This window comes from Enterococcus sp. C53, assembly GCF_040887425.1.
GTDB classification, from domain to species: domain Bacteria; phylum Bacillota; class Bacilli; order Lactobacillales; family Enterococcaceae; genus Enterococcus_B; species Enterococcus_B hirae.
The window spans coordinates 112,830-134,932 of the sequence record NZ_JBFOFT010000008.1; the positions used below are offsets into that span (position 1 = coordinate 112,830).

The 22,103-nt window shown below is 38.4% G+C and carries 17 protein-coding genes; 8 read left to right on the top strand and 9 right to left on the bottom strand.

Annotated features, from left to right (window positions below; all coding sequences use genetic code 11):
• Nucleotide 1: 1 nt before the first annotated feature.
• Entirely contained in the window at nt 2–1,945 is a 1,944-nt protein-coding gene (locus AB3I42_RS10830; RefSeq protein WP_181933813.1) for a transcription antiterminator, read from the bottom strand.
• A 1,002-nt stretch (nt 1,946–2,947) separates the two neighbouring features.
• Between AB3I42_RS10830 and AB3I42_RS10835 the strand changes: the two genes are divergently transcribed.
• Both AB3I42_RS10835 and AB3I42_RS10840 read left to right on the top strand, forming a co-directional pair.
• Complete coding sequence (locus tag AB3I42_RS10835) at nt 2,948–3,043, top strand: type I toxin-antitoxin system Fst family toxin (RefSeq protein ID WP_014834397.1); 96 nt, start codon at nt 2,948–2,950, stop codon at nt 3,041–3,043.
• A gap of 619 nt (nt 3,044–3,662) precedes the next feature.
• A complete protein-coding gene (locus AB3I42_RS10840) occupies nt 3,663–3,758 on the top strand; it encodes a type I toxin-antitoxin system Fst family toxin (RefSeq protein WP_113803832.1) in 96 nt (31 codons plus the stop codon).
• A 438-nt stretch (nt 3,759–4,196) separates the two neighbouring features.
• Here AB3I42_RS10840 and rpsI read toward each other — a convergent pair whose 3' ends face one another.
• The 4 genes from rpsI to AB3I42_RS10860 all read right to left on the bottom strand — a co-directional run bounded on the left by rpsI (nt 4,197) and on the right by AB3I42_RS10860 (nt 7,537).
• Nucleotides 4,197–4,589, bottom strand: a complete 393-nt coding sequence (gene rpsI / locus AB3I42_RS10845) for a 30S ribosomal protein S9 (RefSeq protein ID WP_002287505.1) — start codon at nt 4,587–4,589, stop codon at nt 4,197–4,199.
• Nucleotides 4,590–4,604: 15 nt separating this feature from the next.
• A complete protein-coding gene (gene rplM / locus AB3I42_RS10850; RefSeq protein ID WP_034686358.1) occupies nt 4,605–5,033 on the bottom strand; it encodes a 50S ribosomal protein L13 in 429 nt (142 codons plus the stop codon).
• 304 nt (nt 5,034–5,337) lie between these two features.
• The gene (locus AB3I42_RS10855; RefSeq protein WP_010720679.1) at nt 5,338–5,805 is read right to left on the bottom strand and encodes a DNA starvation/stationary phase protection protein; all 468 of its coding nucleotides are present in this window, start codon (nt 5,803–5,805) and stop codon (nt 5,338–5,340) included.
• 190 nt (nt 5,806–5,995) lie between these two features.
• Nucleotides 5,996–7,537, bottom strand: coding sequence for a gluconokinase (locus AB3I42_RS10860; RefSeq protein ID WP_181914236.1), 1,542 nt, complete (start codon nt 7,535–7,537; stop codon nt 5,996–5,998).
• Between the two features lie 72 nt (nt 7,538–7,609).
• Here AB3I42_RS10860 and AB3I42_RS10865 point away from each other — a divergent pair, with 72 nt between their 5' ends.
• Nucleotides 7,610–8,287: a prepilin peptidase gene (locus AB3I42_RS10865; protein WP_034866466.1), complete on the top strand. Its 678-nt coding sequence runs from the start codon at nt 7,610–7,612 to the stop codon at nt 8,285–8,287.
• A gap of 298 nt (nt 8,288–8,585) precedes the next feature.
• Here AB3I42_RS10865 and msrA read toward each other — a convergent pair whose 3' ends face one another.
• Nucleotides 8,586–9,110 (bottom strand): peptide-methionine (S)-S-oxide reductase MsrA, encoded by a 525-nt coding sequence (gene msrA, locus AB3I42_RS10870; protein ID WP_010737231.1) that lies wholly within the window; start codon nt 9,108–9,110, stop codon nt 8,586–8,588.
• Nucleotides 9,111–9,581: 471 nt separating this feature from the next.
• Between msrA and AB3I42_RS10875 the strand changes: the two genes are divergently transcribed.
• Nucleotides 9,582–9,845 carry a hypothetical protein gene (locus tag AB3I42_RS10875; RefSeq protein ID WP_014834392.1) on the top strand — a complete coding sequence of 88 codons (264 nt, stop codon included), beginning with the start codon at nt 9,582–9,584 and terminating at the stop codon, nt 9,843–9,845.
• A 212-nt stretch (nt 9,846–10,057) separates the two neighbouring features.
• Here AB3I42_RS10875 and rpoC read toward each other — a convergent pair whose 3' ends face one another.
• The 3 genes from rpoC to AB3I42_RS10890 all read right to left on the bottom strand — a co-directional run bounded on the left by rpoC (nt 10,058) and on the right by AB3I42_RS10890 (nt 17,656).
• Nucleotides 10,058–13,711, bottom strand: a complete 3,654-nt coding sequence (gene rpoC, locus AB3I42_RS10880) for a DNA-directed RNA polymerase subunit beta' (protein ID WP_010720683.1) — start codon at nt 13,709–13,711, stop codon at nt 10,058–10,060.
• Nucleotides 13,712–13,790: 79 nt separating this feature from the next.
• Nucleotides 13,791–17,408, bottom strand: coding sequence for a DNA-directed RNA polymerase subunit beta (rpoB, locus tag AB3I42_RS10885; RefSeq protein ID WP_010720684.1), 3,618 nt, complete (start codon nt 17,406–17,408; stop codon nt 13,791–13,793).
• A 5-nt stretch (nt 17,409–17,413) separates the two neighbouring features.
• A complete protein-coding gene (locus AB3I42_RS10890) occupies nt 17,414–17,656 on the bottom strand; it encodes a hypothetical protein (protein WP_010720685.1) in 243 nt (80 codons plus the stop codon).
• Nucleotides 17,657–18,153: 497 nt separating this feature from the next.
• Between AB3I42_RS10890 and AB3I42_RS10895 the strand changes: the two genes are divergently transcribed.
• The 4 genes from AB3I42_RS10895 (at nt 18,154) to birA (ending at nt 21,910) form a co-directional block, all read left to right on the top strand.
• The gene (locus tag AB3I42_RS10895) at nt 18,154–19,122 is read left to right on the top strand and encodes an ABC transporter substrate-binding protein (protein ID WP_010737230.1); all 969 of its coding nucleotides are present in this window, start codon (nt 18,154–18,156) and stop codon (nt 19,120–19,122) included.
• Nucleotides 19,123–19,140: 18 nt separating this feature from the next.
• Nucleotides 19,141–20,055, top strand: coding sequence for an ABC transporter permease (locus AB3I42_RS10900; RefSeq protein ID WP_131773308.1), 915 nt, complete (start codon nt 19,141–19,143; stop codon nt 20,053–20,055).
• A complete protein-coding gene (locus AB3I42_RS10905) occupies nt 20,048–20,851 on the top strand; it encodes an ABC transporter ATP-binding protein (protein ID WP_010720688.1) in 804 nt (267 codons plus the stop codon). Before AB3I42_RS10900 ends, AB3I42_RS10905 begins: the two co-directional genes overlap by 8 nt.
• 96 nt (nt 20,852–20,947) lie before the next feature.
• Nucleotides 20,948–21,910 carry a bifunctional biotin--[acetyl-CoA-carboxylase] ligase/biotin operon repressor BirA gene (gene birA / locus AB3I42_RS10910; RefSeq protein ID WP_010737228.1) on the top strand — a complete coding sequence of 321 codons (963 nt, stop codon included), beginning with the start codon at nt 20,948–20,950 and terminating at the stop codon, nt 21,908–21,910.
• The last annotated feature ends 193 nt before the right edge of the window (nt 21,911–22,103 follow it).

Here is a 22,103-nt window from a genome sequence, read left to right on the forward strand (position 1 = left end):
CTTACTTCCTCTTTCCTATAATTTCGTTAATAATCTCATTCCTTGTTTCTTTACTTGCAATACTTTTTATTCTCTCAGGTGAGACAAAGACATCATAAAGTAGTGCAATCATATTTTTCACTTGAATCATATCTTCTTCTGCAATCGCTAAGAATAAAACAACCCTTACATCCACATCTCCCCAAGTAATTTTGTTTTTTAGAGTGATAATAGAAATTTTTGTTTCGACTACATATTTAGGATTTGCATGTGGGATGGCTACGCCTGATGAAAGTCCGGTAGCTCCTAGTTTTTCTCTTTGAAGTACAACCTCAAGAAAATTATCCTTTACTAATTGTTCTTCTTTATATTTCTCAGTGATGAAAGAAAGTACAGATTCTCTACTATCAAAATCTTGATTCAAGAACATCCAACCATCCTTCAAATATTTCTTTAAAATCGTTTTATCCGGTGCAATGGATGGTAAAAATGTATTGTCTTGTTGATTCAAGGTAAGAAGATGACGATTAATCAATGCAATTTCTTCTTTCGTTGGTAATGGTCGAACATAAATAATCGGCGTTTGATATTCATTTTCTAATTTGACTGTTGAAATAATCAAATCGACACTATCTAAGTTGTAATCCTGCAACTTTTGAACATCAATCACTTCATAGACTACGGTGCTAGGAGAACTATGACGAATACGCTGAAATAATAATTGCGAAGTTCCCAACCCCGTTGGACAAATAAGAAAAACATGCTTCGTATTCACAATTTTTTCAAAAGCTAGCTGAAAATGAATAGTCAAAAAAGTAATTTCATCATCCGTTACTCTGATTCCCATTGCTTTTTCCAATTTTGGAATACAGTAAGTTGTTAGCGTATACATTGTGCTGTATTGCCGAATGATATCCTCTTTTAAAGGATTTTTAATGGTAATCCCCATTTGCAACCGATAAACCATTGGCTCAATATGGGCAAATAGAGATTGAAGCAGCTGACTATCTTGCCCCAAATCCTTCTCAACCAGTGTCGACATATCTTGAATAAATTGTTTGGTGGTCTCCATGATTTGTTGACTATGGGTTGCCAGATTCACAAACGGTCTCACTCCATGTCCCATAAACAACGAACAAATAAAGTAAAGATCATTTATCGTAAAGGAACAATTCAATTCATCTTTGACCCCATTTGAAAAATCTAGTGCCACCATATATAATTCCATTTTCTTTATTTCGACAAACAAAGGATTTTTATTTGTTTGTGAATGGTAGCCATGCTTTACTCGACCAATCAAAGTTAACAACGAAAGTTTGAGTGAATGGACAATATAATTTGTTGGTTGCTGTTTAGACTGTTGGTAAAAATTCTTTACAAAATCATCCACAAACTGAACCATCGCTTGATCAAAAACAAAGTGATATTGACATTTTTCATTCCCTACACCGATGTTTTTTTCAAAATAATTGACAAATGTCCGCTGGATCAACTCTTCAGGTGTTTTTTGTGTGTCTATTACATGATTTGAAGTAATCCTAATCCCAGCTAACCGACAATATTTGATGATTTCCTCATAATCCTTACGCAAAGTTGCAATACTGACAAAAAACTTTTTTTCAAAATACTCATATCTTTTTTTATCCGTTTTAAAAATTAGATTGGCGAATAAGTACACTCTACGATAATTTGAACTATACTTTACCTCTGTTGACATAGCTTCTTTACTAGTGATAAATATTTTGGCATCATTTTTTTTAGTTGACGTTCCAATTAGGTAGATCCCAATGCGAGGTTTTTTTTCAATTTTTAACTCAAAACGATTCAAGAACTGTCCAAGCTTCTGAATATCTTGATAAATTGTTTTATTTGAAACATTGAGTTTTTCACTAAAGAAACTTGCTGGTTGAAAATTCTCCTCCTCTAAAAGTAATTCAATTAACTGACTCTCGCGCTTTGTTAACATCCATTATCACCTCAGAAAACGTTTTCCTTGTCTATATCATAGAGTTTTTCTCACTAAAGATAAATACGTAATCTGTTCCACATTAAAGTGGAACAGATTATTATGCCCCTATACTTTTTTGATGTTGGTGAAACTCACGACATCTTTTTTATGATTCAAAATGAAAAAAGACACTCTCCAAAGTTTGGAAAGTGCCTTGAAAGTCATACTCAAGGTAACTGCACTCAGCATAGCTTCGCACAGTGTGATTCTCGTAACTCGCCCGATCTGTCTGAGAAGTTTCCGTAAGTTCGCAAAATGATTCCGACAAGATAACGAACAAAAGGCGTGTAGAATAATTAAATTCTTTCACCGCCATCCACTTATTTTCTCCGCCATTTTATATTATTTGGCGGAGAAAAACAAATAATGGCGGAGAAAGTATTTCATTTATTATATTTTCTCTACACTGTAAAAAAAACAACATTTTTTAGGCAAGAAAAGTCAAAAAATATCCAATATCATTATTTATATACCCCAAACATTCCTAAGATAACTACTAAATTATCGATCTATCCACCTATGAAAAATTTGAACAACGATTGGAAGAAGCAAAGAATGTAAAATTAATAGCAGGTTTAAAAATCTCATACCCATTTCCGTACCCAAAAGTACAAAAAAAAGACACTCTCCAAAAATAGAAAGTGTCTAAAACATTGATATAATAGTATTCTTAATGTTTTGAGAACTGTGAAGCTTTACGAGCTTTCTTAAGAGCTAGTTCTGTGGCAGAGATTTTGAAGGGGATGGATAGCAATAGATTGAGCAACTCTTCAACAAGTACGGTTTTAATGGATTTCACCACATTTTAAGACCTTCGTACCTAAAGACGTACCCAAAAAATATGCGTGAATCAAAAAGACTATTTTATAACAATTTCTCACCCATAAAATTTAAGTTCACTTCCTAATGCACAATATGCTATACTCATTTTGGCAACTTGCCCCCAAGGGGGTGATTCCATTGGAAAAATTAATATCGCTAGTTATTGCACCTATCTTTGTAGGTTTAGTTATTCAACTAATTTCTCACTGGTTAGATGAGAAAGACAATGACTAATAGCAAGTTGCTTCTAACCCACACATTCGAAGTCGCAACGATTGTAAAAGAAAACCACTCTATTCGCCGTAGAGTGGTTTTTGTGTTCCATTGGTAAAAATTAATATCGCTTCGCACCATCATCATATCAAGAATAATCCAAAAAATCAAATTGTCCTTACTAACTTATTTATTTTATATACTCTTCTGATTTTCTTCAGTGGTTAGATAATTTGTAAAATAATTAAACACTATTTATTGCAATGATAATATTCATTTTATTAAATAGATACTTTAAAAATACGATCCGCGTATACAATTATAGAAACAAGTAATTACATCTATCATTACTTATATACTCCAAACATTCCTAAGATAACTACTAAATTATCGATCTATCCACTTATAAAAAATTTGAACAACGATTAGCAGAAGTAAAAAACGGAAAATGAATGGCAGGTTTAAAAAAATCATACCCATTTCTATACCTAAATATACAAAAAAGACACTCTCCAAAATTTGGAAAGGGATGGATAACCCTTTAATAACAATTCCTCACCCATAAAATTTAAATTCACTTCCTAATACACAATATGCTATACTCACTTTGGCAACTTGCCCTCAAAGGGGGTGTGCTTTATTGGAAAAAATAGTATCCTTGGTCATTGCGCCTATTTTTGTAGGTATCGTTATCAAACTTTTTTCTCACTGGTTAGATGAGACAGACAATGACTAAAAGCAAGTTGCTTCTAGCCCACTCATTCGTAGTCGCAACGGATGAAAAAGAAAACCACTCTATTCGCAGTAGAGTGGTTTTTGTGCTTTATTGATAAAAATAGTATCGCTTCGCATAATTATCATATCAAAAAGAATGTAAAAAATCAAATTGCCTATATTAAAGGATTCAGTACCCATAAGTAGTAACCTTTTAACGCCTCAAAAGATAGATAATTTTTTTACAGGGATCAACTTGTATAATTATTGGAAGATCAAATAATACACCAGTCAATATAACTTGTCCTGGCGCTAAATTAGGAATACTCTCTTTGGAAACACGATCTAATGAAGACATTGTTTTATCCAATAAATGCAAATCATTGTCGTTCCCAAAAGTACAAAAAAAGACACTCTCCAAAATTTGGAAAGTGCCAGAATCGTTGATATATAAGATATATTAACGTTTTGAGAACTGTGAAGCTTTACGAGCTTTCTTAAGACCTGGTTTTTTACGTTCAACCATACGTGCGTCACGAGTAAGTAAGCCAGCACGTTTAAGAGCTAGACGGAAGTCAGGATCAACTTCTAGCAATGCACGAGCGATACCATGACGGATAGCTCCTGATTGTCCAGCGTAGCCTCCGCCGTTTACGTTAACAAATACGTCATAAGCGCCTTTTGTTTCAGTAACAGCGAAAGGTTGATTGATTACTTCACGCAAGTCAGCATGTGGAATGTATTCTTCAACATCTTTTTTGTTTACAGTAATTTTACCAGTTCCTGGTACTAAACGTACACGAGCAACTGCATTTTTACGACGGCCTGTGCCGATATATTGAACTTGTGCCAATGAAATTCCCTCCTATTAGATTAAGTTTGTAATGTCTAAAACTTCTGGTTGTTGTGCTGCATGTGGATGCTCAGCTCCAGCGTATACATTCAATTTTGTAAATTGTTTGCGGCCTAAAGTATTTTTAGGAAGCATTCCTTTTACAGAAGTTTCGATCAAACGACGAGAATTTTTAGCACGCAATTCACCAGCAGTGATTGATTTCAATCCTCCTGGGTAGTTGCTGTGACGGTAATAAATTTTATCAGTCGCTTTTTTACCTGTTAATTTCACTTTATCTGCATTGATTACGATGACGAAATCGCCAGTGTCCAAATGAGGTGTGAAAGTTGGTTTATTTTTACCACGTAGTACAGATGCAACAACTGTTGAAAGACGTCCCAATGGAACATCAGTTGCGTCTACTACATACCATTTACGTTCTACTTCGCCTGGTTTGGCCATATATGTTGTACGCACGTTAGTTTCCTCCAATTTAAGTTCTGATGTTTGACATACACTTCGAGTTTCCGGGGCTCTTTGTGGGGCAAACAATACCATTTAACATATTACCTGCTAATCCCCTTAATGTCAACGTTTTTTCTTAGCAATCCAAAACTTTCGTTTTTATTGCACGTATCCTTGTGATGCACTCATTCTTTTTTAGAACGAAGAACGTTTCTTTCTCTTCTAAAATAAAAACTGCAAGGAAAATAACTTCCCTCGCAGTTTTTTTACTATTATATAATATCATCAGTTGATGATCATTTTACGCATCGATTTCTGGTGCTTTTCCTAAATGTGCTTGGATCATCCAGATTCGTTTTTCAGTCGCTGTTTTAAATTCGATAAAAATATCTTGTGTTGGGTCGTCGCCTTCCTCACCAGCTACTTCAATTCCTTTTTGGTAAAGGTCTGCCAAATAGCGGTAGCCTTTCACAAGAATTTCCAAGCGTTCTGGAATAGTCCGATCCCAATTGCCTACTTCGTCAGGAATATTGGTGTTGTCTGCAAATTCACGTAAGGTTGAATAAGGAGAACCATCTAGTGTGATCAAACGCTCTGAGATTTCATCTAATTGTTCATTCAAGTCATCCATAAATTCATCCATCATTGGGTGCAATGTCAAGAAACCTGGTCCACGCATATACCAATGTGTTTGGTGAACAACAACAGACATTTGACTCAAGTCTGCAACTAATTGATTTAATACTTCTTTTGTTTGTGGAAATTTCATTTTCTTTTCTCCTCCTAACTTTTGTCTACAATAAAAGCATAGTAAACTTTGAGACAAAAGTACAATAAAACCAATTAGTTGAGAACGATTTTCATCCTATCATTTCTTAGAAAAGACTTTCTATTGCTTTAGTCGTTTTTTCTAGTTCTTACACTATTCCTCTCTTATTCCGTCATTCTACTTTTTCATCCTATTTTTCATCCATAGTACTTAAAGTTTGACGTAAATGTGCTAAAGGCTGATAAGTTGCCGCTACTTGTTTTTGTGTTTCAACAAAAATCGGAAAGATTTTTTGATATGTCTCTTTGACCTTTTGTTGAACTGGTACTTGTGAAGCAAGCTGTACTTTTTCTATAGCTTCGCTTAAATCAGTGATCTTCCCGATACTTTGCCACCCTAAGAAAACGGCTCCTAAAGCGGAGGCTTCAGACACCGCCGGGAAAATGAGCGGATACCCCAAAACGTCAGCCATTAATTGGCGAAAGACAGGCGATTGTGAGAATCCGCCTGTAGCTCTGATTTCTGTTAATTGATCTTCTGAACAAACTCCTGTCAAAATCCTTTTTAAATTGAAACAAATTCCTTCTAGAATAGCTCGCATCATTTCTTTTTCCGTGTGGTCTCTTTGCAAACCTAAAAAACTCCCAGAAGCTTCTGCCTCCCATAGAGGAGCTCGTTCTCCTAATAAATAGGGCTGAAAGAGTAATCCGTTCGCTCCTGGTGGGACAAACGTAATTGCTGAGAAAAGGGCATCGTAAGGATTTTCGCCTTGATCAATAGCCGCTTGAGTTACTTCTTGCATCAAAGTTTGACTTGCCCAATCAAAAATTCCCGCACCATTACTTGTTGCGCCACCGACCACCCAGTGTGTACGATCCAGTACATAACAGAAGGTTTCCATCTCGGGATGTAGTTGTGGTTTGTCTGTAATAAATCTTAATGCCCCACTGGTACCGACTGTTAACGCAGCTATCTTTTCGCCAAATGCTCCCAGTCCTAAATTAGATAAAGGACCATCAGCACCACCTAAAACAAATGATATATCATTTTCTAATCCTAAAATTTCTTGTTTTTCTTTTGATAATCCATTGAGTATCGTGGTTGACGGCATCACTTCAGGTAGTTGTTCTTGAGTGATTGATAAGTAATTTAACGCTTCTTCTGCCCATTTGAATTGATGGATATCAAAATAACCTGTGCCTGAGGCTGTACTGTAGTCGCAGACTAATTGTCCAAACAAACGGAAAAAGATATATTCTTTTATACTCACATAATACGCCACTTGCTTCGTTAGTTCTGGTTGGGTTTCGTTCAACCAATGGATTTTAACTAGTGGCGTCATTGGATGGATTGGGGTGCCTGTTTGTTGATAAAAGTGAAACCCTAGTTGGCTGTTTTTTAGTTTTTCAGCTTGTGTTTTCGCACGATTATCTGCCCAAGTGATCATACGGGTCAAAGGGTGTTTATTATCATCTAACAGAATCAAACTGTGCATCGCTGTTGAAAAGGCAATCACTTCTATAGTTGTCGACTTCGGTAACTGTTTGACGACTTCTTTGATTACTGTACATACACCGTGGAAGATCAATTCTGGGTCTTGTTCTGCCATTCCTGGTGCTTCTTGGATCATCGGATTTAGAAAATAAGCTGAAGCGATGACTTCAGCTTGCTCGTTGAATGCCACTGCTTTTGTTTGTGTCGTACCGATATCGACTCCGATCGAAATCTTCATTTTGTCACCTCTACTAAAAATAAATAAAATGGTTGTTATTGGCGTATCTTTCTTTAAAAGGAGGCCCTCGCTATGTTTCTCTATTTTATCATTGGTTGTTGCATTGGTTCGTTCTTATGCTTAGTGGCACAACGCCTGCCACAAGGACACTCTATTATTTACCCACGGTCTCATTGTGTCAACTGTCAGCATGTATTGGCTTGGTATGAACTGGTCCCATTGCTTTCCATCTGTTACCAACGTTTTCGTTGTCGAAACTGTCGCAGCAAGCTTTCACCGATTTATTTTATAGCAGAATGTATCGGTGGTTGTTTATCTGTTTGGCTATTTTATTTTTCACAGCGCCCAGACGGGTTACTTGTTTTTTGGTTTTTGTCAGCCTTTTTACTCTCTTTAATGGATAGTTTTTATTTGATGATCGAGGGAAGAACGCTTTATTTTATCTGGTTTATCTTATGGATGACTTGGTTGATCAAAGGAGAATTTCAATGGCTTAGTTTTGCTGTTTTATTCTTGATCAGTTTTTTCCTTACTCGTTACGGGAGTGAATGTTTAGGTTTAGGTGATGTTTTATTACTTTTAAGCTGGAGTGGCGGTCTAACTCTCAATCAACTGATGCAACTCCTCTTTCTTGCTAGTTTATTGGGATTACTTTTTTTCTTTATTTTTCTCTCTCACGATAAAAAATCTAAAAGAGTACCTTTTGTACCTTTTTTGAGTGTCGCACTTTTTCTCCTTCATGTGTGGTAATTTAGTTGTCTATTTATTGGTTATCAACGATGCGATCCTTTTAACTGATGATGATTTGACGGACTTCGCTTATTTGCCTCATTACGTACGCTTTTGATAGCTTAGTATCTTTTCTGCTTGCTGTCATTCAACAAACGATAATGAACCTTGATTTATAAAAAAATGGATCAACCAGATGGCCGATCCATTGACACTTAGATAACTTTACCTAAAAATTATAAAAACCACTAAATTCACAGCAAGCCAAAGCATAGCCAGCTTTTATCCCTAACTGAAATTCTTCAAAATGCAATATGTCTTATTTTCCAGACCAATGTTTTCGTAAAAAACTCCCTCGTCCAGACCCTTCTCGGTAAAGATTATAGTGGACTTTGTTCTTCTTATAATAGTCTTGATGATACTCCTCAGCGGGATAAAACTCACTTCGGGGTTCGATTTTTGTGACAATCGGACGATCGAATCGACCACTTTCTTGTAGTTGTTTCTTTGATGCTTCAGCGATTTCACGTTCTTCTTCATCGCTATAATAAATGACCGGTCGATAAGAGTCTCCGCGATCAGCAAATTGACCGAAAGCATCCGTTGGGTCTGTTTGTTGCCAGTAGATTTCGACTAACTGTTCATAAGAAACCAGAGACGGATCATACTCGATTTCTACCGCTTCCGTATGACCTGTCGTTCCTGTGGTTACTTGTTCATAGGTAGGATTTGGGACATGTCCTCCCGTATAGCCAGAGGTTACTGCTATGATTCCTGGCTGTGTTTCAAAAGGTTTGACCATGCACCAAAAACAACCACCTGCAAAAACTGCTTTTTTCGTCATATAAAATCCCCCTTTGTCTTTCATCATACCTTGATTTATAAAAGGGTGATACTGTTTTGCTTACCTTCGAAACGAATAAACAAAGAATCGATACTCCTATACTTACCTGCTTGCTTTATTAAGATAGAGTATTGCAGTATTTTCTTTTTTACTAATCTTTTCATTGATTTGATTTTTTTATCCATCTATTTAAAAGTATATACAATACTCCTAGGACTTAAACCTAAACGCCATTTATTGTTCTCACATTTTTTACATTTATTGAAAGAAATAATCATTTTACCCCCTCCCGGTATTTTTATCAATTTTTCCTATTTCCTTTCTCTTTTGTGGATAACTTTCTTTTCCCTCTCAACTGTTTTTTCCACAATAGAGAATAAACGGTTTTTCTTTTTCCTTGTGGATAGTTCTTTTATATTATACTTTTCCACAGATTTTGAATTAACAACCGCTAAAATTTTTAACTGCAGGATGGCACGTTATGCCAAAAAAAATAATTTCACTGATAAAATTCAACAAATTTTACCAAGTAAGTCAGTAAAGAATTCTGGTACGCTAGTAGATCAAGACAACCCAAAAAATCTACTTGAAAAATTGATTCTCAATACCACACATCCTTCGTCCCAACAAGCACTCACATCACTTACTGAAACATTTGGTTCACATTCGATCATGTATCGCTTATTATCTGAAAAAATCTCAACCCATCCGCCCCTACATAGCAGTTTTACCTGAACGATGAACAAAAGTGATCTAGCACAGCAACCTTTAGCAAGTTTCACTAAGCAATTCAATGATTCACGGAACTAATTTTTTATATAAGTACAAAAATAAGAAAAAATGCTCGTCCGTAATGAACAAATTCTCAATTTCGTTTGTTTCTATCAACTTTAGCACGACAAAAAAACAGAGCTAAGATGTTCATCTTAGCTCTGTTTGGTGTCACATTATTTTGTTTGTTCATTCATTGCATCTTCTGCAGCCATTTGTGCTTCGATGTCTGAAATACTATAAACATTTTCACTTGCAACACCGACTTCTTTTGGTTCCATGTTACGGTAACGAGCCATACCAGTACCAGCTGGGATGATTTTACCGATGATAACATTTTCTTTCAAACCAAGAAGTGGATCTTTTTTACCTCGGATCGCAGCATCAGTCAAGACACGAGTTGTTTCTTGGAAGGATGCAGCAGATAAGAAGCTGTTTGTTTCTAATGATGCTTTTGTAATACCTAGTAGGACTGGGCGAGATGTTGCAGGTACGCCTCCAGCTACCAATGTATTGTAGTTTTGGTCTTTGAAGTCAGCAATATCCATCAATGTACCTGGTAAGATATCAGTATCCCCTGGATCCATTACACGGACTTTACGTAACATTTGTCGAACCATTACTTCGATATGTTTATCGCCGATTTCTACCCCTTGCATACGGTATACACGTTGTACTTCGCGCAGCAAGTAGTTTTCAACTGATAATACATCACGAACTTGTAACAATTGTTTAGGATCGATTGAACCTTCCGTTAATGGTGCACCACGGTGGATCATATCGCCTTCAGCGACTTTCATACGTGCTGTATAAGGAACAGTATACGTACGTGTGTCGGTTTTCCCTTTGATTGTTACTTCTTTTGTACGAGTTGAAGCATCTTCTGAGATATCGATGACGTCACCAGTTACTTCGGTGATCACTGCTTGCCCTTTAGGATTACGTGCTTCAAAAATTTCTTGGACACGAGGAAGACCTTGAGTGATATCGTCTCCGGCTACCCCACCGGTATGGAAGGTACGCATTGTCAACTGAGTACCTGGTTCTCCGATTGATTGAGCTGCGATCGTACCAACTGCTTCACCAACTTCAACGTCAGATCCAGTTGCCAAGTTACGTCCATAACAGTGTTTGCAGACACCATGTTTTGTGTTACATGTGAAGACAGAACGGATTGTGACAGTTTCCACACCTGCATCCACGATTTGTTTTGCAATATCTTCTGAAATCAATTGGTTACCAGCGATGATCAATTCGTTCGTTTCTGGATCACGTACTTCTTTACGCGTGTAACGACCGATCAAACGATCTTCTAATGATTCAATGATTTCGTTTCCTTCACGAATCGCTTGGATTTCAAGACCGCGGTCTGTTCCGCAATCTTCTTCACGAATAATAACGTCTTGGGCAACGTCAACTAAACGACGAGTCAAGTAACCTGAATCGGCTGTCTTCAAGGCAGTATCGGTCATCCCTTTACGAGCCCCGTGAGTAGAGATAAACATTTCTAAGACAGAAAGTCCTTCACGGAAGTTTGAGATGATCGGTAATTCCATGATTCGACCATTCGGAGCAGCCATCAGTCCACGCATACCAGCAAGCTGAGTAAAGTTGGAGATGTTACCACGGGCCCCAGAGTCAGACATCATGAAGATTGGGTTTTTCGCTTCTAACCCTTCCATCAGTTTTTGTTGGATGCTATCTTTAGCAGCATTCCAAACAGCGATTACTCGTTCATAACGTTCGTCATCAGTAATCAATCCACGACGGAATTGTTTTGTAATTGTTTCAACTTGTTTATGGGCATTTTCAATGATTCCTTGTTTTTCATTCAGTACACTGATATCTGCGATACCTACTGTGATACCAGCATGTGTAGAATGTTTATACCCTAAGTCTTTCATTCGGTCAAGCATCTTAGAAGTTTCAGTTACTTTGAAACGTTTGAAGACTTCCGCAATGATATTTCCTAGATTTTTCTTCTTGAATGGTAAGACTAATTCTTGCTCTTTGATATGCGCAGGAATATCTGTACCTGCTTCAACAAAATATTTATCCGGTGTTTGTACCGTTAAGTTGAAGTCTGTTGGTTCATTCAAGTAAGGGAACTCTGGAGGCATGATCTCATTAAAGATGATCTTACCAACAGTTGTAATCATCGTACGTTCTTTTTGCCAGTCAGTAAATGGTTTTTCACCTAATGAATTAGGGTTCACACCGATACGTGAGTGTAAATGAACGTAGCCGTTACGCCATGCGATCACAGCTTCGTTTTGGTCACGGAAGACCATTCCTTCGCCTTCACGACCTTCTTCTTCCATTGTTAGGTAGTAGTTACCTAAAACCATATCTTGGGAAGGTGTTACAACTGGTTTACCGTCTTTTGGATTCAAGATGTTTTGAGCAGCTAGCATCAACATACGTGCTTCCGCTTGTGCTTCTTCGTTCAATGGTACGTGAACGGCCATTTGGTCTCCATCAAAGTCGGCATTATAAGCTTCACATACAAGTGGGTGCAAACGAATCGCACGGCCTTGCACTAAAACAGGTTCAAATGCTTGGATACCAAGTCTGTGTAGCGTAGGTGCCCGGTTAAGTAATACTGGGTGTTCTTTGATTACGTCTTCCAAGACATCCCAAACTTCGTCTTCTTGACGTTCGATTTTACGTTTCGCATTTTTGATGTTAGAAGCTAGTTCACGTTGAACCAATTCACGCATCACGAATGGTTTAAATAGTTCGATCGCCATTTCTTTTGGCAATCCACATTGATACATTTTCAAGAAAGGTCCTACAACGATAACGGAACGTCCTGAATAGTCAACACGTTTACCAAGTAAGTTTTGACGGAAACGACCTTGTTTCCCTTTCAACATGTGAGAAAGAGATTTCAATGGACGGTTACCTGGTCCAGTAACTGGACGGCCACGACGACCATTATCGATCAACGCATCAACAGCTTCTTGTAACATCCGTTTTTCGTTTTGGACGATGATTCCTGGAGCATTCAAATCTAACAAGCGTTTCAAACGGTTATTACGGTTGATTACTCGACGGTAAAGATCATTCAAATCACTTGTTGCAAAACGTCCACCTTCTAATTGCACCATTGGTCGTAAATCTGGTGGAATAACTGGAATAACGTCCATAACCATCCAACTTGGTTCATTTCCTGAAGCACGGAAAGCTTCTAAAATGTCCAAACGGCGGATCGCACGAGTCCGTTTTTGCCCTTGGGCAGATTTCAATTCTTCTTTCAATTCAGCTGCTTCAGCATCTAAATCAACACTGTCTAGTAATTGTTTGATTGCTTCTGCACCCATTGCTGCTTGGAATTCTTGTCCATATTGTTCACGTTTTTCGCGGTATTCACGTTCTGTCAACAATTGTTTTTTCTCTAAGTTGGTGTTTCCTGGTTCGATAACCACATATGAAGCAAAATAAATGATTTCTTCTAAGGCACGAGGACTCATGTCTAAAACAAGTCCCATACGAGAAGGAATTCCTTTAAAGTACCAGATATGTGAAACAGGTGCTGCTAATTCAATGTGACCCATACGTTCACGACGAACTTTTGAACGTGTCACTTCAACACCGCATCGGTCACAAACGATTCCTTTATAACGGATACGTTTGTATTTTCCGCAGGCACATTCCCAGTCTTTCGTAGGACCAAAAATCCGCTCACAGAACAACCCTTCGCGTTCAGGTTTTAAGGTACGATAGTTAATCGTCTCAGGTTTTTTTACTTCACCATAAGACCAGCTTCTGATTTTTTCGGGAGAAGCCAAACCTATTTGCATACTTTCGAATTTATTTACATCGATCAAAAGGGGTTCCCTCCATTTCGTTTAATGGCAAAACCGCAAGGCGGCTGATCATCGACCGCCTTACAGCTCATAGACCGGATTAGTCTAAGTTATCTTCTGCGGTTTCAAAGTTTTGGATGATATCTTGTCTTTCATCTTCCACTTGTTCAGCAGCTTTCTTTTCTAATTCTTTGGCTGTTTGCTGTTCAGCAAATTTTGTCAAAGCATCTACAGTGATCAAATCATCATCTTCGTCATCCATATCACGGAGTTCGATTTCAGAATCTTTGATATCCAAGACACGCATGTCTAATCCTAGTGATTGTAATTCTTTTACTAATACTCGGAATGATTCTGGTACACCTGGTTTTGGAATTGGTTCGCCTTTGACGATCGCTTCATAAGTTTTCACACGACCAACTACATCATCTGATTTGTATGTCAAGATTTCTTGTAAGGTATAAGCGGCACCGTAAGCTTCCAAAGCCCAAACTTCCATTTCACCAAAACGTTGTCCACCAAATTGTGCTTTACCACCCAATGGTTGTTGTGTAACCAATGAGTAAGGTCCGATTGAACGAGCATGCAATTTATCATCGACCATGTGAGCAAGTTTGATCATGTACATGACACCGACAGACACTCGGCCGTCAAATGGTTCACCTGTACGTCCGTCATAAAGGATGGTTTTCGCATCGCTAGCCATACCAGCTTCACGAACCGTTTCCCAAACATCCTCATCACTTGCACCATCAAATACTGGTGTTGCAACATGGATACCTAACTGACGAGCAGCCATCCCTAAATGCAATTCCAATACTTGTCCGATATTCATCCGTGATGGCACCCCTAAAGGATTCAACATGATATCGATTGGTGTTCCATCTGGTAAGAATGGCATATCTTCTTCCGGCATGATACGGGATACAACCCCTTTATTACCATGACGTCCGGCCATCTTATCTCCTTCATGGATTTTACGTTTTTGAACGATATACACACGTACAAGCATGTTTACGCCTGGTGATAATTCATCGCCGGCTTCACGAGTAAAGATTTTTACGTCGTGGACGATCCCGCCACCACCATGTGGTACACGTAATGAAGTATCACGGACTTCACGAGCTTTTTCACCAAAGATCGCATGTAAAAGACGTTCTTCAGCGGATAATTCGGTTACCCCTTTTGGTGTTACTTTACCAACTAGCAAGTCACCATCTTGGACTTCCGCACCGATACGGATAATACCCATCTCGTCTAGATCTTTCAAAGCATCTTCCCCAACGTTAGGGATTTCACGAGTAATTTCTTCAGGTCCTAATTTTGTATCACGAGCTTCTGATTCATATTCTTCGATGTGGATCGAAGTATAGACATCATCTTTTACAAGACGACGGCTCATGATGATCGCATCTTCATAGTTGTAACCTTCCCAAGTCATGAAACCAACTAAAACGTTTTGTCCTAGCGCCATTTCACCTTGTTCCATTGAAGGTCCATCTGCTAAAGTATCGCCTTTTTCAACTTTTTCGCCTAAATGAACGATTGGGCGTTGGTTGTAGCTTGTTCCTGAGTTTGAACGACGGAATTTTGTTACAGCGTATTTATCTAATGCACCGTTGTCACGACGAACACGAATCTCAGAGGCATCCACAAATTCAACGACACCATCATGTTTACATAGCAAAGCAGCTCCTGAGTCATGAGCTGATTTATATTCCATACCCGTACCAACCCATGGTGCTTGTGGATTGATCAATGGCACTGCTTGACGCTGCATGTTGGCACCCATCAAGGCACGGTTGGAGTCATCGTTTTCCAAGAAAGGAATACATGCTGTCGCTACCGCAACTACTTGTTTAGGTGATACGTCCATATAATCGACTTTATCGATTGAAACTTCTAAGTTTTCACTTTGCGCACGAGCCATAACAACGTCTTGTGCAAAAGTACCATCTTCATTTAATGGGCTATTTGCTTGGGCAACGATGTAGTGGTCTTCGATGTCAGCTGTTAGATAGTCGATTTGATCCGTTACACGACCAGTTTCACGATCAACACGACGGTAAGGAGTTTCGATAAATCCAAATTTATTAACTTTCGCATAGCTAGATAAACTATTGATCAACCCGATATTTGGTCCTTCAGGCGTTTCAATCGGACACATACGGCCATAGTGAGAATAGTGAACGTCACGAACTTCATAACCAGCTCGGTCACGAGTCAAACCACCAGGTCCTAAGGCTGAAAGACGACGTTTGTGTGTCAATTCCCCAAGTGGGTTCGTTTGATCCATGAACTGAGACAACTGAGAAGAACCGAAGAATTCTTTGATACTTGCAACCACTGGACGGATGTTGATCAATTGTTGTGGTGTCAATGTTTCTGTATCTTGGATCGACATTCTTTCACGTACAACACGTTCCATCCGAGCTAAACCGATACGGAATTGGTTTTGCAGTAATTCACCGACTGAACGGATACGACGGTTTCCTAAGTGGTCGATATCGTCCACGTTGCCGATCCCTTCCATCAAGTTTAAGAAATAACTCATTGATGCGATGATGTCTGCCGGACGAACAGTTTTCACAGCTGATTCTGGATAACCATTACCAATCACATTCACTTCACGTTCTGGGTCTTTTGGTGAAAAGACTTTGATTACTTGAACAGTCATTGGATCAGTCACAACACCATCTTCTGATGGATAGTAAGTCACTGAATTCAATCCATTATCAATGAAAGGTGCTAATGTTTCCATCACTTGGTGAGTCAACACAGTTCCTTTTTCAACGATGATTTCACCAGTTTCTGGATCAACCAATGTTTCTGCTAATGTTAAGTTCAATAGACGTGTTTTCAAGTCTAATTTTTTATTTACTTTATAACGACCAACGTTGGCTAAGTCGTAGCGTTTTGGATCGAAGAAACGAGCATTCAATAAGTTCCGAGAACTATCGGCTGTCTTAGGCTCGCCTGGACGTAGACGTTCGTAAACGTCTTTTAATCCTTCTTCTGTTCTTGAATCACTTGCATTTTTGTGCAAGTCTTTTTCAACTGTATTACGTAACGTTTCACTGTCACCAAAGATTTCAAAGATCGTATCATCCGATCCAAACCCTAGGGCACGAACTAACACAGTCAAAGGAATCTTACGGGTACGATCAATACGTACGTAAGAAATATCTTTTGCATCAGTTTCCATTTCTAACCATGCACCACGGTTCGGGATCACAGTTGAACCGAAACCTTCTTTTCCGTTTTTGTCTACTTTTCCATGGAAGTACACACCAGGTGAACGCACTAACTGAGAAACGATTACTCGTTCTGCTCCGTTGATAATGAATGTTCCTTGTTCAGTCATTAATGGGAAATCACCGAAGAAGACTTCTTGCGCTTTGATTTCACCTGTCTCACGGTTTGTTAGACGTAACGTTACATGTAATGGTGCAGAGTAATTTGCATCATGTGCGCGTGCTTCTGCTACCGTATACTTAGGTTCTTTCAATTCATAATCCACAAATTCCAAAGATAGATTGCCATTGAAGTCATCAATTGGCAAAATGTCTTCAAACATTTCTCTTAGTCCTTCATCTAGGAACCATTGGTAAGAGTCTGTTTGAATTTCGATCAAATTTGGTAATTCCAACACTTCACTGATTCGTGCGAAACTTCTACGTTCGCGATGTTTTCCGTACTTTACTACGTGTCCAGCCAAGCTCTTCACCCCTCTAAAATGTCATTCAAAAAGACTACCCGATCAATTGTTACAATAATATTAAAAATATTATATTTAGATAACAATAGACATTTTTTGCGGCTTTTAGGCAAAAAAAAACCAAAAATAGAGCATTCTTTTGAAACCATTTCTTCATGCGCTTCTATTTTTGTTTCCTTATTATAAAGCCGAAACGGACAATATTTCGTTTCTGCCTTTACTTCATCAGATAGTTTTTGCAACTTCATATATTACACTCTTTTTTCATAAAAGTCAACACTTCCTGGCGTTTCCCTCCTCTTTTCATCATTTTTTCTTAAACTTTTCTTACTATAATATATCGAATAAACATTCATGGATTTTGAGAATTTTCTGAATGTTCGTCTTGACAACCCCCTTACATCTCCACTATACTTAGGAAAATTTATTATTTGTGGAGGATTTATTTATGCAAAAACCGAATATACAACTTATCCCGACACAATTGAATAACTTTTACTTTAGCTACTTTAGATAGGTTTGTATTCATGAATTATGGATACAAACACCAAACAACTGGTTTGTATCTATGATGGCTAAAGAACTTTGTATTACGCAAAAGCCACGTAGACATTACGTTAAGTGGCTAAGCGAAAAGTACAAAGTAATCACGATTTCTTACTTACATACTCTTTCGATACTCAATCCATTTAGACGTTTTGTCTAAATGGATTTTTTGTTTTCAAAATTGAAGGAGGAAAAAGAAATGAAAAAAAATTTATTGATCGGATTAGGCGCAACATTATTACTAGCACTTGGTGGATGTGGAACTGCAAATAGTTCCTCAGCAAAATCGGATGACTCGAAAACAATCGGTGTTTTACAACTGGTTCAACACAATTCATTAGATGCTACATATAAAGGGTTCAAAGAAGGGTTAGCAGAAAATGGCTATAAAGAAGGCGACAATTTAACAATCAACTATCAAAATGCGCAAAACAATCAAGACAATCTAAAAAGTATGAGTGAAAAATTAGTGAAAGACCAACCCGACTTATTATTAGGGATTGCAACTCCAGCTGCGCAATCACTCCTTAATGAAACAACTACGATTCCTATTACAGTGACAGCAGTTACCGACTTAGAAAAAGCACACTTAGTTTCTTCTAATGACAAACCTGGTGGAAATGTGACTGGTACAACGGATATGGTACCGATCGAAAAACAAATCGAACTATTATTACAGATCGTGCCAAAAGCAAAAACGATCGGGATCATGTACAACAACGGGGAAGCAAATTCCAAAATCCAAGGAGACTTAGCCGAGAAAACATTGAAAAAAGCCGGAGTGAAAGTCAAAGTATTGACGGCAAACTCCACCAATGATGTTCAACAAGTGACAAAAAGTTTAGCCAAAGATGTCGACGGTATCTACATCCCAACGGATAATACATTCGCCAGTGCTGCTAGCGTTATCGGTGAAGTAGCCAAAGAAACAAAAACACCGATCGTTGCTGGTTCCGTGGATCAAGTCAAAGAAGGTGGCTTAGCGACTGTTGGGATTGATTATGAAGAATTAGGACGACAAACAGGTGAAATGGCTGCCAAGATCTTAGCTGGCAAAAAACCGAGTGAATTACCGGTTGAATCAGCAGATGATCTTTCCTTATATGTCAATAAAGACATGGCAAAAGCCCTTGGGATCGATCCAACAACAATCAAAGAGACTGAATAATTTTACAGGAGGACAATCATGACTAATTTAATAAGTATCTTTTTATCTTCTGCTTCACAAGGCGTGCTTTGGGCACTACTGGCAATCGGTGTCTTCCTTACTTTTCGTATTCTGGATATTGCTGATTTAACAGCTGAAGGCAGTTTCCCTTTAGGTGCTGGGATTGCTGCTGTCAGTATCACTAATGGACTTTCCCCAATCGTTGCTTGCCTCTTAGGATTTTTAGGAGGCGCAGCAGCTGGCTTAGTTTCAGGACTGCTCCATACCAAACTTAAAATTCCGGCACTTCTAGCTGGAATCATCACGATGACTGGCTTATATTCCGTTACCTCACGGATCATGGGCGCACCTAATCTTTCTTTGTTAGGACAAAAAAACGTCTTTACATGGGCAGAATCACTCGGTGTTTCAAAAGAAAATGCTGTATTGATTGCTGGCTTACTTGTCGCATTGATTGTTGTCACGTTGCTTGTTTTATTTTTACGGACAGAAACGGGGTTGGCGATTCGAGCGACTGGCGATAATTTAGCAATGAGTGAAGCAAATGGCATCAACACCGATACGATGAAAATCATTGGGTATATGATTTCAAATGGCTGTATTGCTCTATCTGGTTCATTGCTTGCACAAAACAATGGCTTTGCTGATTTAAACTCTGGGATCGGTACGATCGTGATTGGCTTGGCTTCAATCATCATCGCTGAAGTCCTCTTTCGAAACCAACCATTGCTTCTTCGATTATTGACAATTATTTTAGGCGCCGTGATCTATCGTTTTATCTTAGCGTTAGTTTTTGAGTTGGACGTTCAACCAAGCGATTCAAAATTAGCTTCTGCACTTGTTCTGGTTATCTGTTTATCTTTTCCACAAATCCAACAAAAATTAAAGTTACCTAAGCGTACGAAAGCAAAAGGAGGATCTATCAATGACTGATGTTTTAACACTTCAATCTATCCACCATACGTTTGAAAAAGGAACCATCAATGAAAACCATGTGCTAAAAGGAGTTAATCTCTCATTGAAACAAGGTGATTTCGTAACAATTATTGGCGGAAATGGTGCAGGTAAATCGACACTATTGAACAGTATTGCTGGTTCTTTTCCAGTGGATCAAGGGAAGATTTTATTGAATGGCAAAGATATCACCAAAAAGTCAGTGGTTGCTCGCTCCAAAGAAATCAGTCGTGTCTTTCAAGACCCTAAATTAGGCACTGCTGTCCGATTGACGGTGGAAGAAAATTTAGCACTAGCAATGAAACGTGGCAAAAAACGAGGCTTTTTCCGAGGAGTCAAGCCGCAAGATCGTTCCTTCTTCAAGGAACATCTCGCACGCTTGAATCTTGGGTTAGAAAATCGTTTGACCACTGAAATCGGCTTGCTTTCTGGAGGACAGCGTCAAGCGATCACGTTATTAATGGCTACTTTACAACGTCCTGAATTGATTTTATTAGATGAACATACTGCAGCCCTCGACCCGGCAACTTCAAAAACAGTGATGGAACTAACGGACAAATTAATTAGCGAACAGCACTTGACGGCTTTCATGGTCACCCATGATATGGAAGATGCCATCCGCTACGGAAATCGATTGATCATGCTACACCAAGGGCAAATCGTCGTGGATATTCAACAGGCAGAAAAACAACATTTGACTGTCCCTCAGCTACTAGAAATGTTCAAACAAAATAGTGGCGCTGCATTGAAAGACGACCAAGTACTTTTAAGTTAGCAATCATCTGCTGTCGCTTCCATAACAACTGACAAATTTCTCATTTGTTTTCTGCTTTCTTATTGATACAATACTACATGAAAGGAGTTGCAATGGATGACGACAAAAGATAAAGTACTCCAACTATTAAAAGAATCTCCTGATTTTTTATCAGGTGAAAAAATGGCACAGCAATTACAAGTGTCACGTACCAGTATTTGGAAAGCAATCAAAGAATTAGAAAAAACAGGTTATCATTTTGAGCATCAAGCTAAGGGGTACCGTTATCTTCCTTCTGATGTGTTAGATGCCCAAGAAATTCGCCAAGCATTAGAACCTTGGATACCAGATTTGACGGTGTCGGTACAAGAACGATCAGAATCTACGATGAAAGATGCTAAACTTGCGGCAACCAAAGAAATCGGACCCGCTCTTTTTATCGCCGATACCCAAGAACAGGCACACGGCCGATTTGGACGTCCTTTTTTTGCAGCCCCTGGACAAGGTATTTATATGAGCTTATTGATCCATCCCAATCAACGATTTGATGAATTGCCCCAGTATACAGTTATTGCAGCAAGTGCATGCGTGAAAGCCATTCAAGAATTGACTAAAAAAGACCCTTCGATCAAATGGGTCAATGATCTTTATTTAAATGGAAAAAAAATTAGCGGGATTTTATCTGAAGCAATCAGTGACATGGAAACTGGCGGGATCAGTTCGATCATTATTGGCATTGGTCTAAATTTTTCCATCCCGCAAAAACAGTTTCCTGAAGCAATTCAAAAGAAAGCAACGTCTCTTTTCCCTGATGGTCAGAAATCCATCACACGGAATCAATTGATTAGTCAAATTTGGAAAAATTTCTTTCACTATCTTTCAGAACCCACAGACGAATACTTAACACTTTATCGTGAAAAGTCTTTCGTTCTTGGAAAAAAAGTACAATTTACCCAAAAAGGGCAGCATTATACTGGGATTGCTAAAGAAATCGGAGAACATGGAGAGTTGATCGTACAAATAGAAGACCAATTTCTCACTCTTTTTTCTGGCGAAATTAGTTTAACCTCCATTGAGTAAGTCAAAAAGAAAGGGATGGGCAAAAATGCCCATCCCTTTCTTCATCAATGGTGGTTCCTTTTTTATGTGATCTCGCAGAATACTTCATAGCCCCTTCATTTAGCGAGTTGTAAAATGAAGTTGTTATTCTATGTGCTATTGCTGTTCATAACAAAAATGCTACACAATTTTTAAACCTCTATGTGCTTTTTTA

Coding starts and splice junctions, on each gene's coding strand:
- AB3I42_RS10830 (WP_181933813.1), bottom strand. CDS start 1,945: ATGTTAACAAAGCGCGAGAGTCAGTTAATTGAATTACTTTTAGAGGAG.
- rplM (WP_034686358.1), bottom strand. CDS start 5,033: ATGGCCAAACCAGGCGAAGTAGAACGTAAATGGTATGTAGTAGACGCA.
- AB3I42_RS10855 (WP_010720679.1), bottom strand. CDS start 5,805: ATGAAATTTCCACAAACAAAAGAAGTATTAAATCAATTAGTTGCAGAC.
- AB3I42_RS10860 (WP_181914236.1), bottom strand. CDS start 7,537: ATGAAGATTTCGATCGGAGTCGATATCGGTACGACACAAACAAAAGCA.
- AB3I42_RS10865 (WP_034866466.1), top strand. CDS start 7,610: ATGTTTCTCTATTTTATCATTGGTTGTTGCATTGGTTCGTTCTTATGC.
- msrA (WP_010737231.1), bottom strand. CDS start 9,110: ATGACGAAAAAAGCAGTTTTTGCAGGTGGTTGTTTTTGGTGCATGGTC.
- AB3I42_RS10875 (WP_014834392.1), top strand. CDS start 9,582: ATGGCACGTTATGCCAAAAAAAATAATTTCACTGATAAAATTCAACAA.
- AB3I42_RS10890 (WP_010720685.1), bottom strand. CDS start 17,656: ATGAAGTTGCAAAAACTATCTGATGAAGTAAAGGCAGAAACGAAATAT.
- AB3I42_RS10895 (WP_010737230.1), top strand. CDS start 18,154: ATGAAAAAAAATTTATTGATCGGATTAGGCGCAACATTATTACTAGCA.
- AB3I42_RS10900 (WP_131773308.1), top strand. CDS start 19,141: ATGACTAATTTAATAAGTATCTTTTTATCTTCTGCTTCACAAGGCGTG.
- AB3I42_RS10905 (WP_010720688.1), top strand. CDS start 20,048: ATGACTGATGTTTTAACACTTCAATCTATCCACCATACGTTTGAAAAA.
- birA (WP_010737228.1), top strand. CDS start 20,948: ATGACGACAAAAGATAAAGTACTCCAACTATTAAAAGAATCTCCTGAT.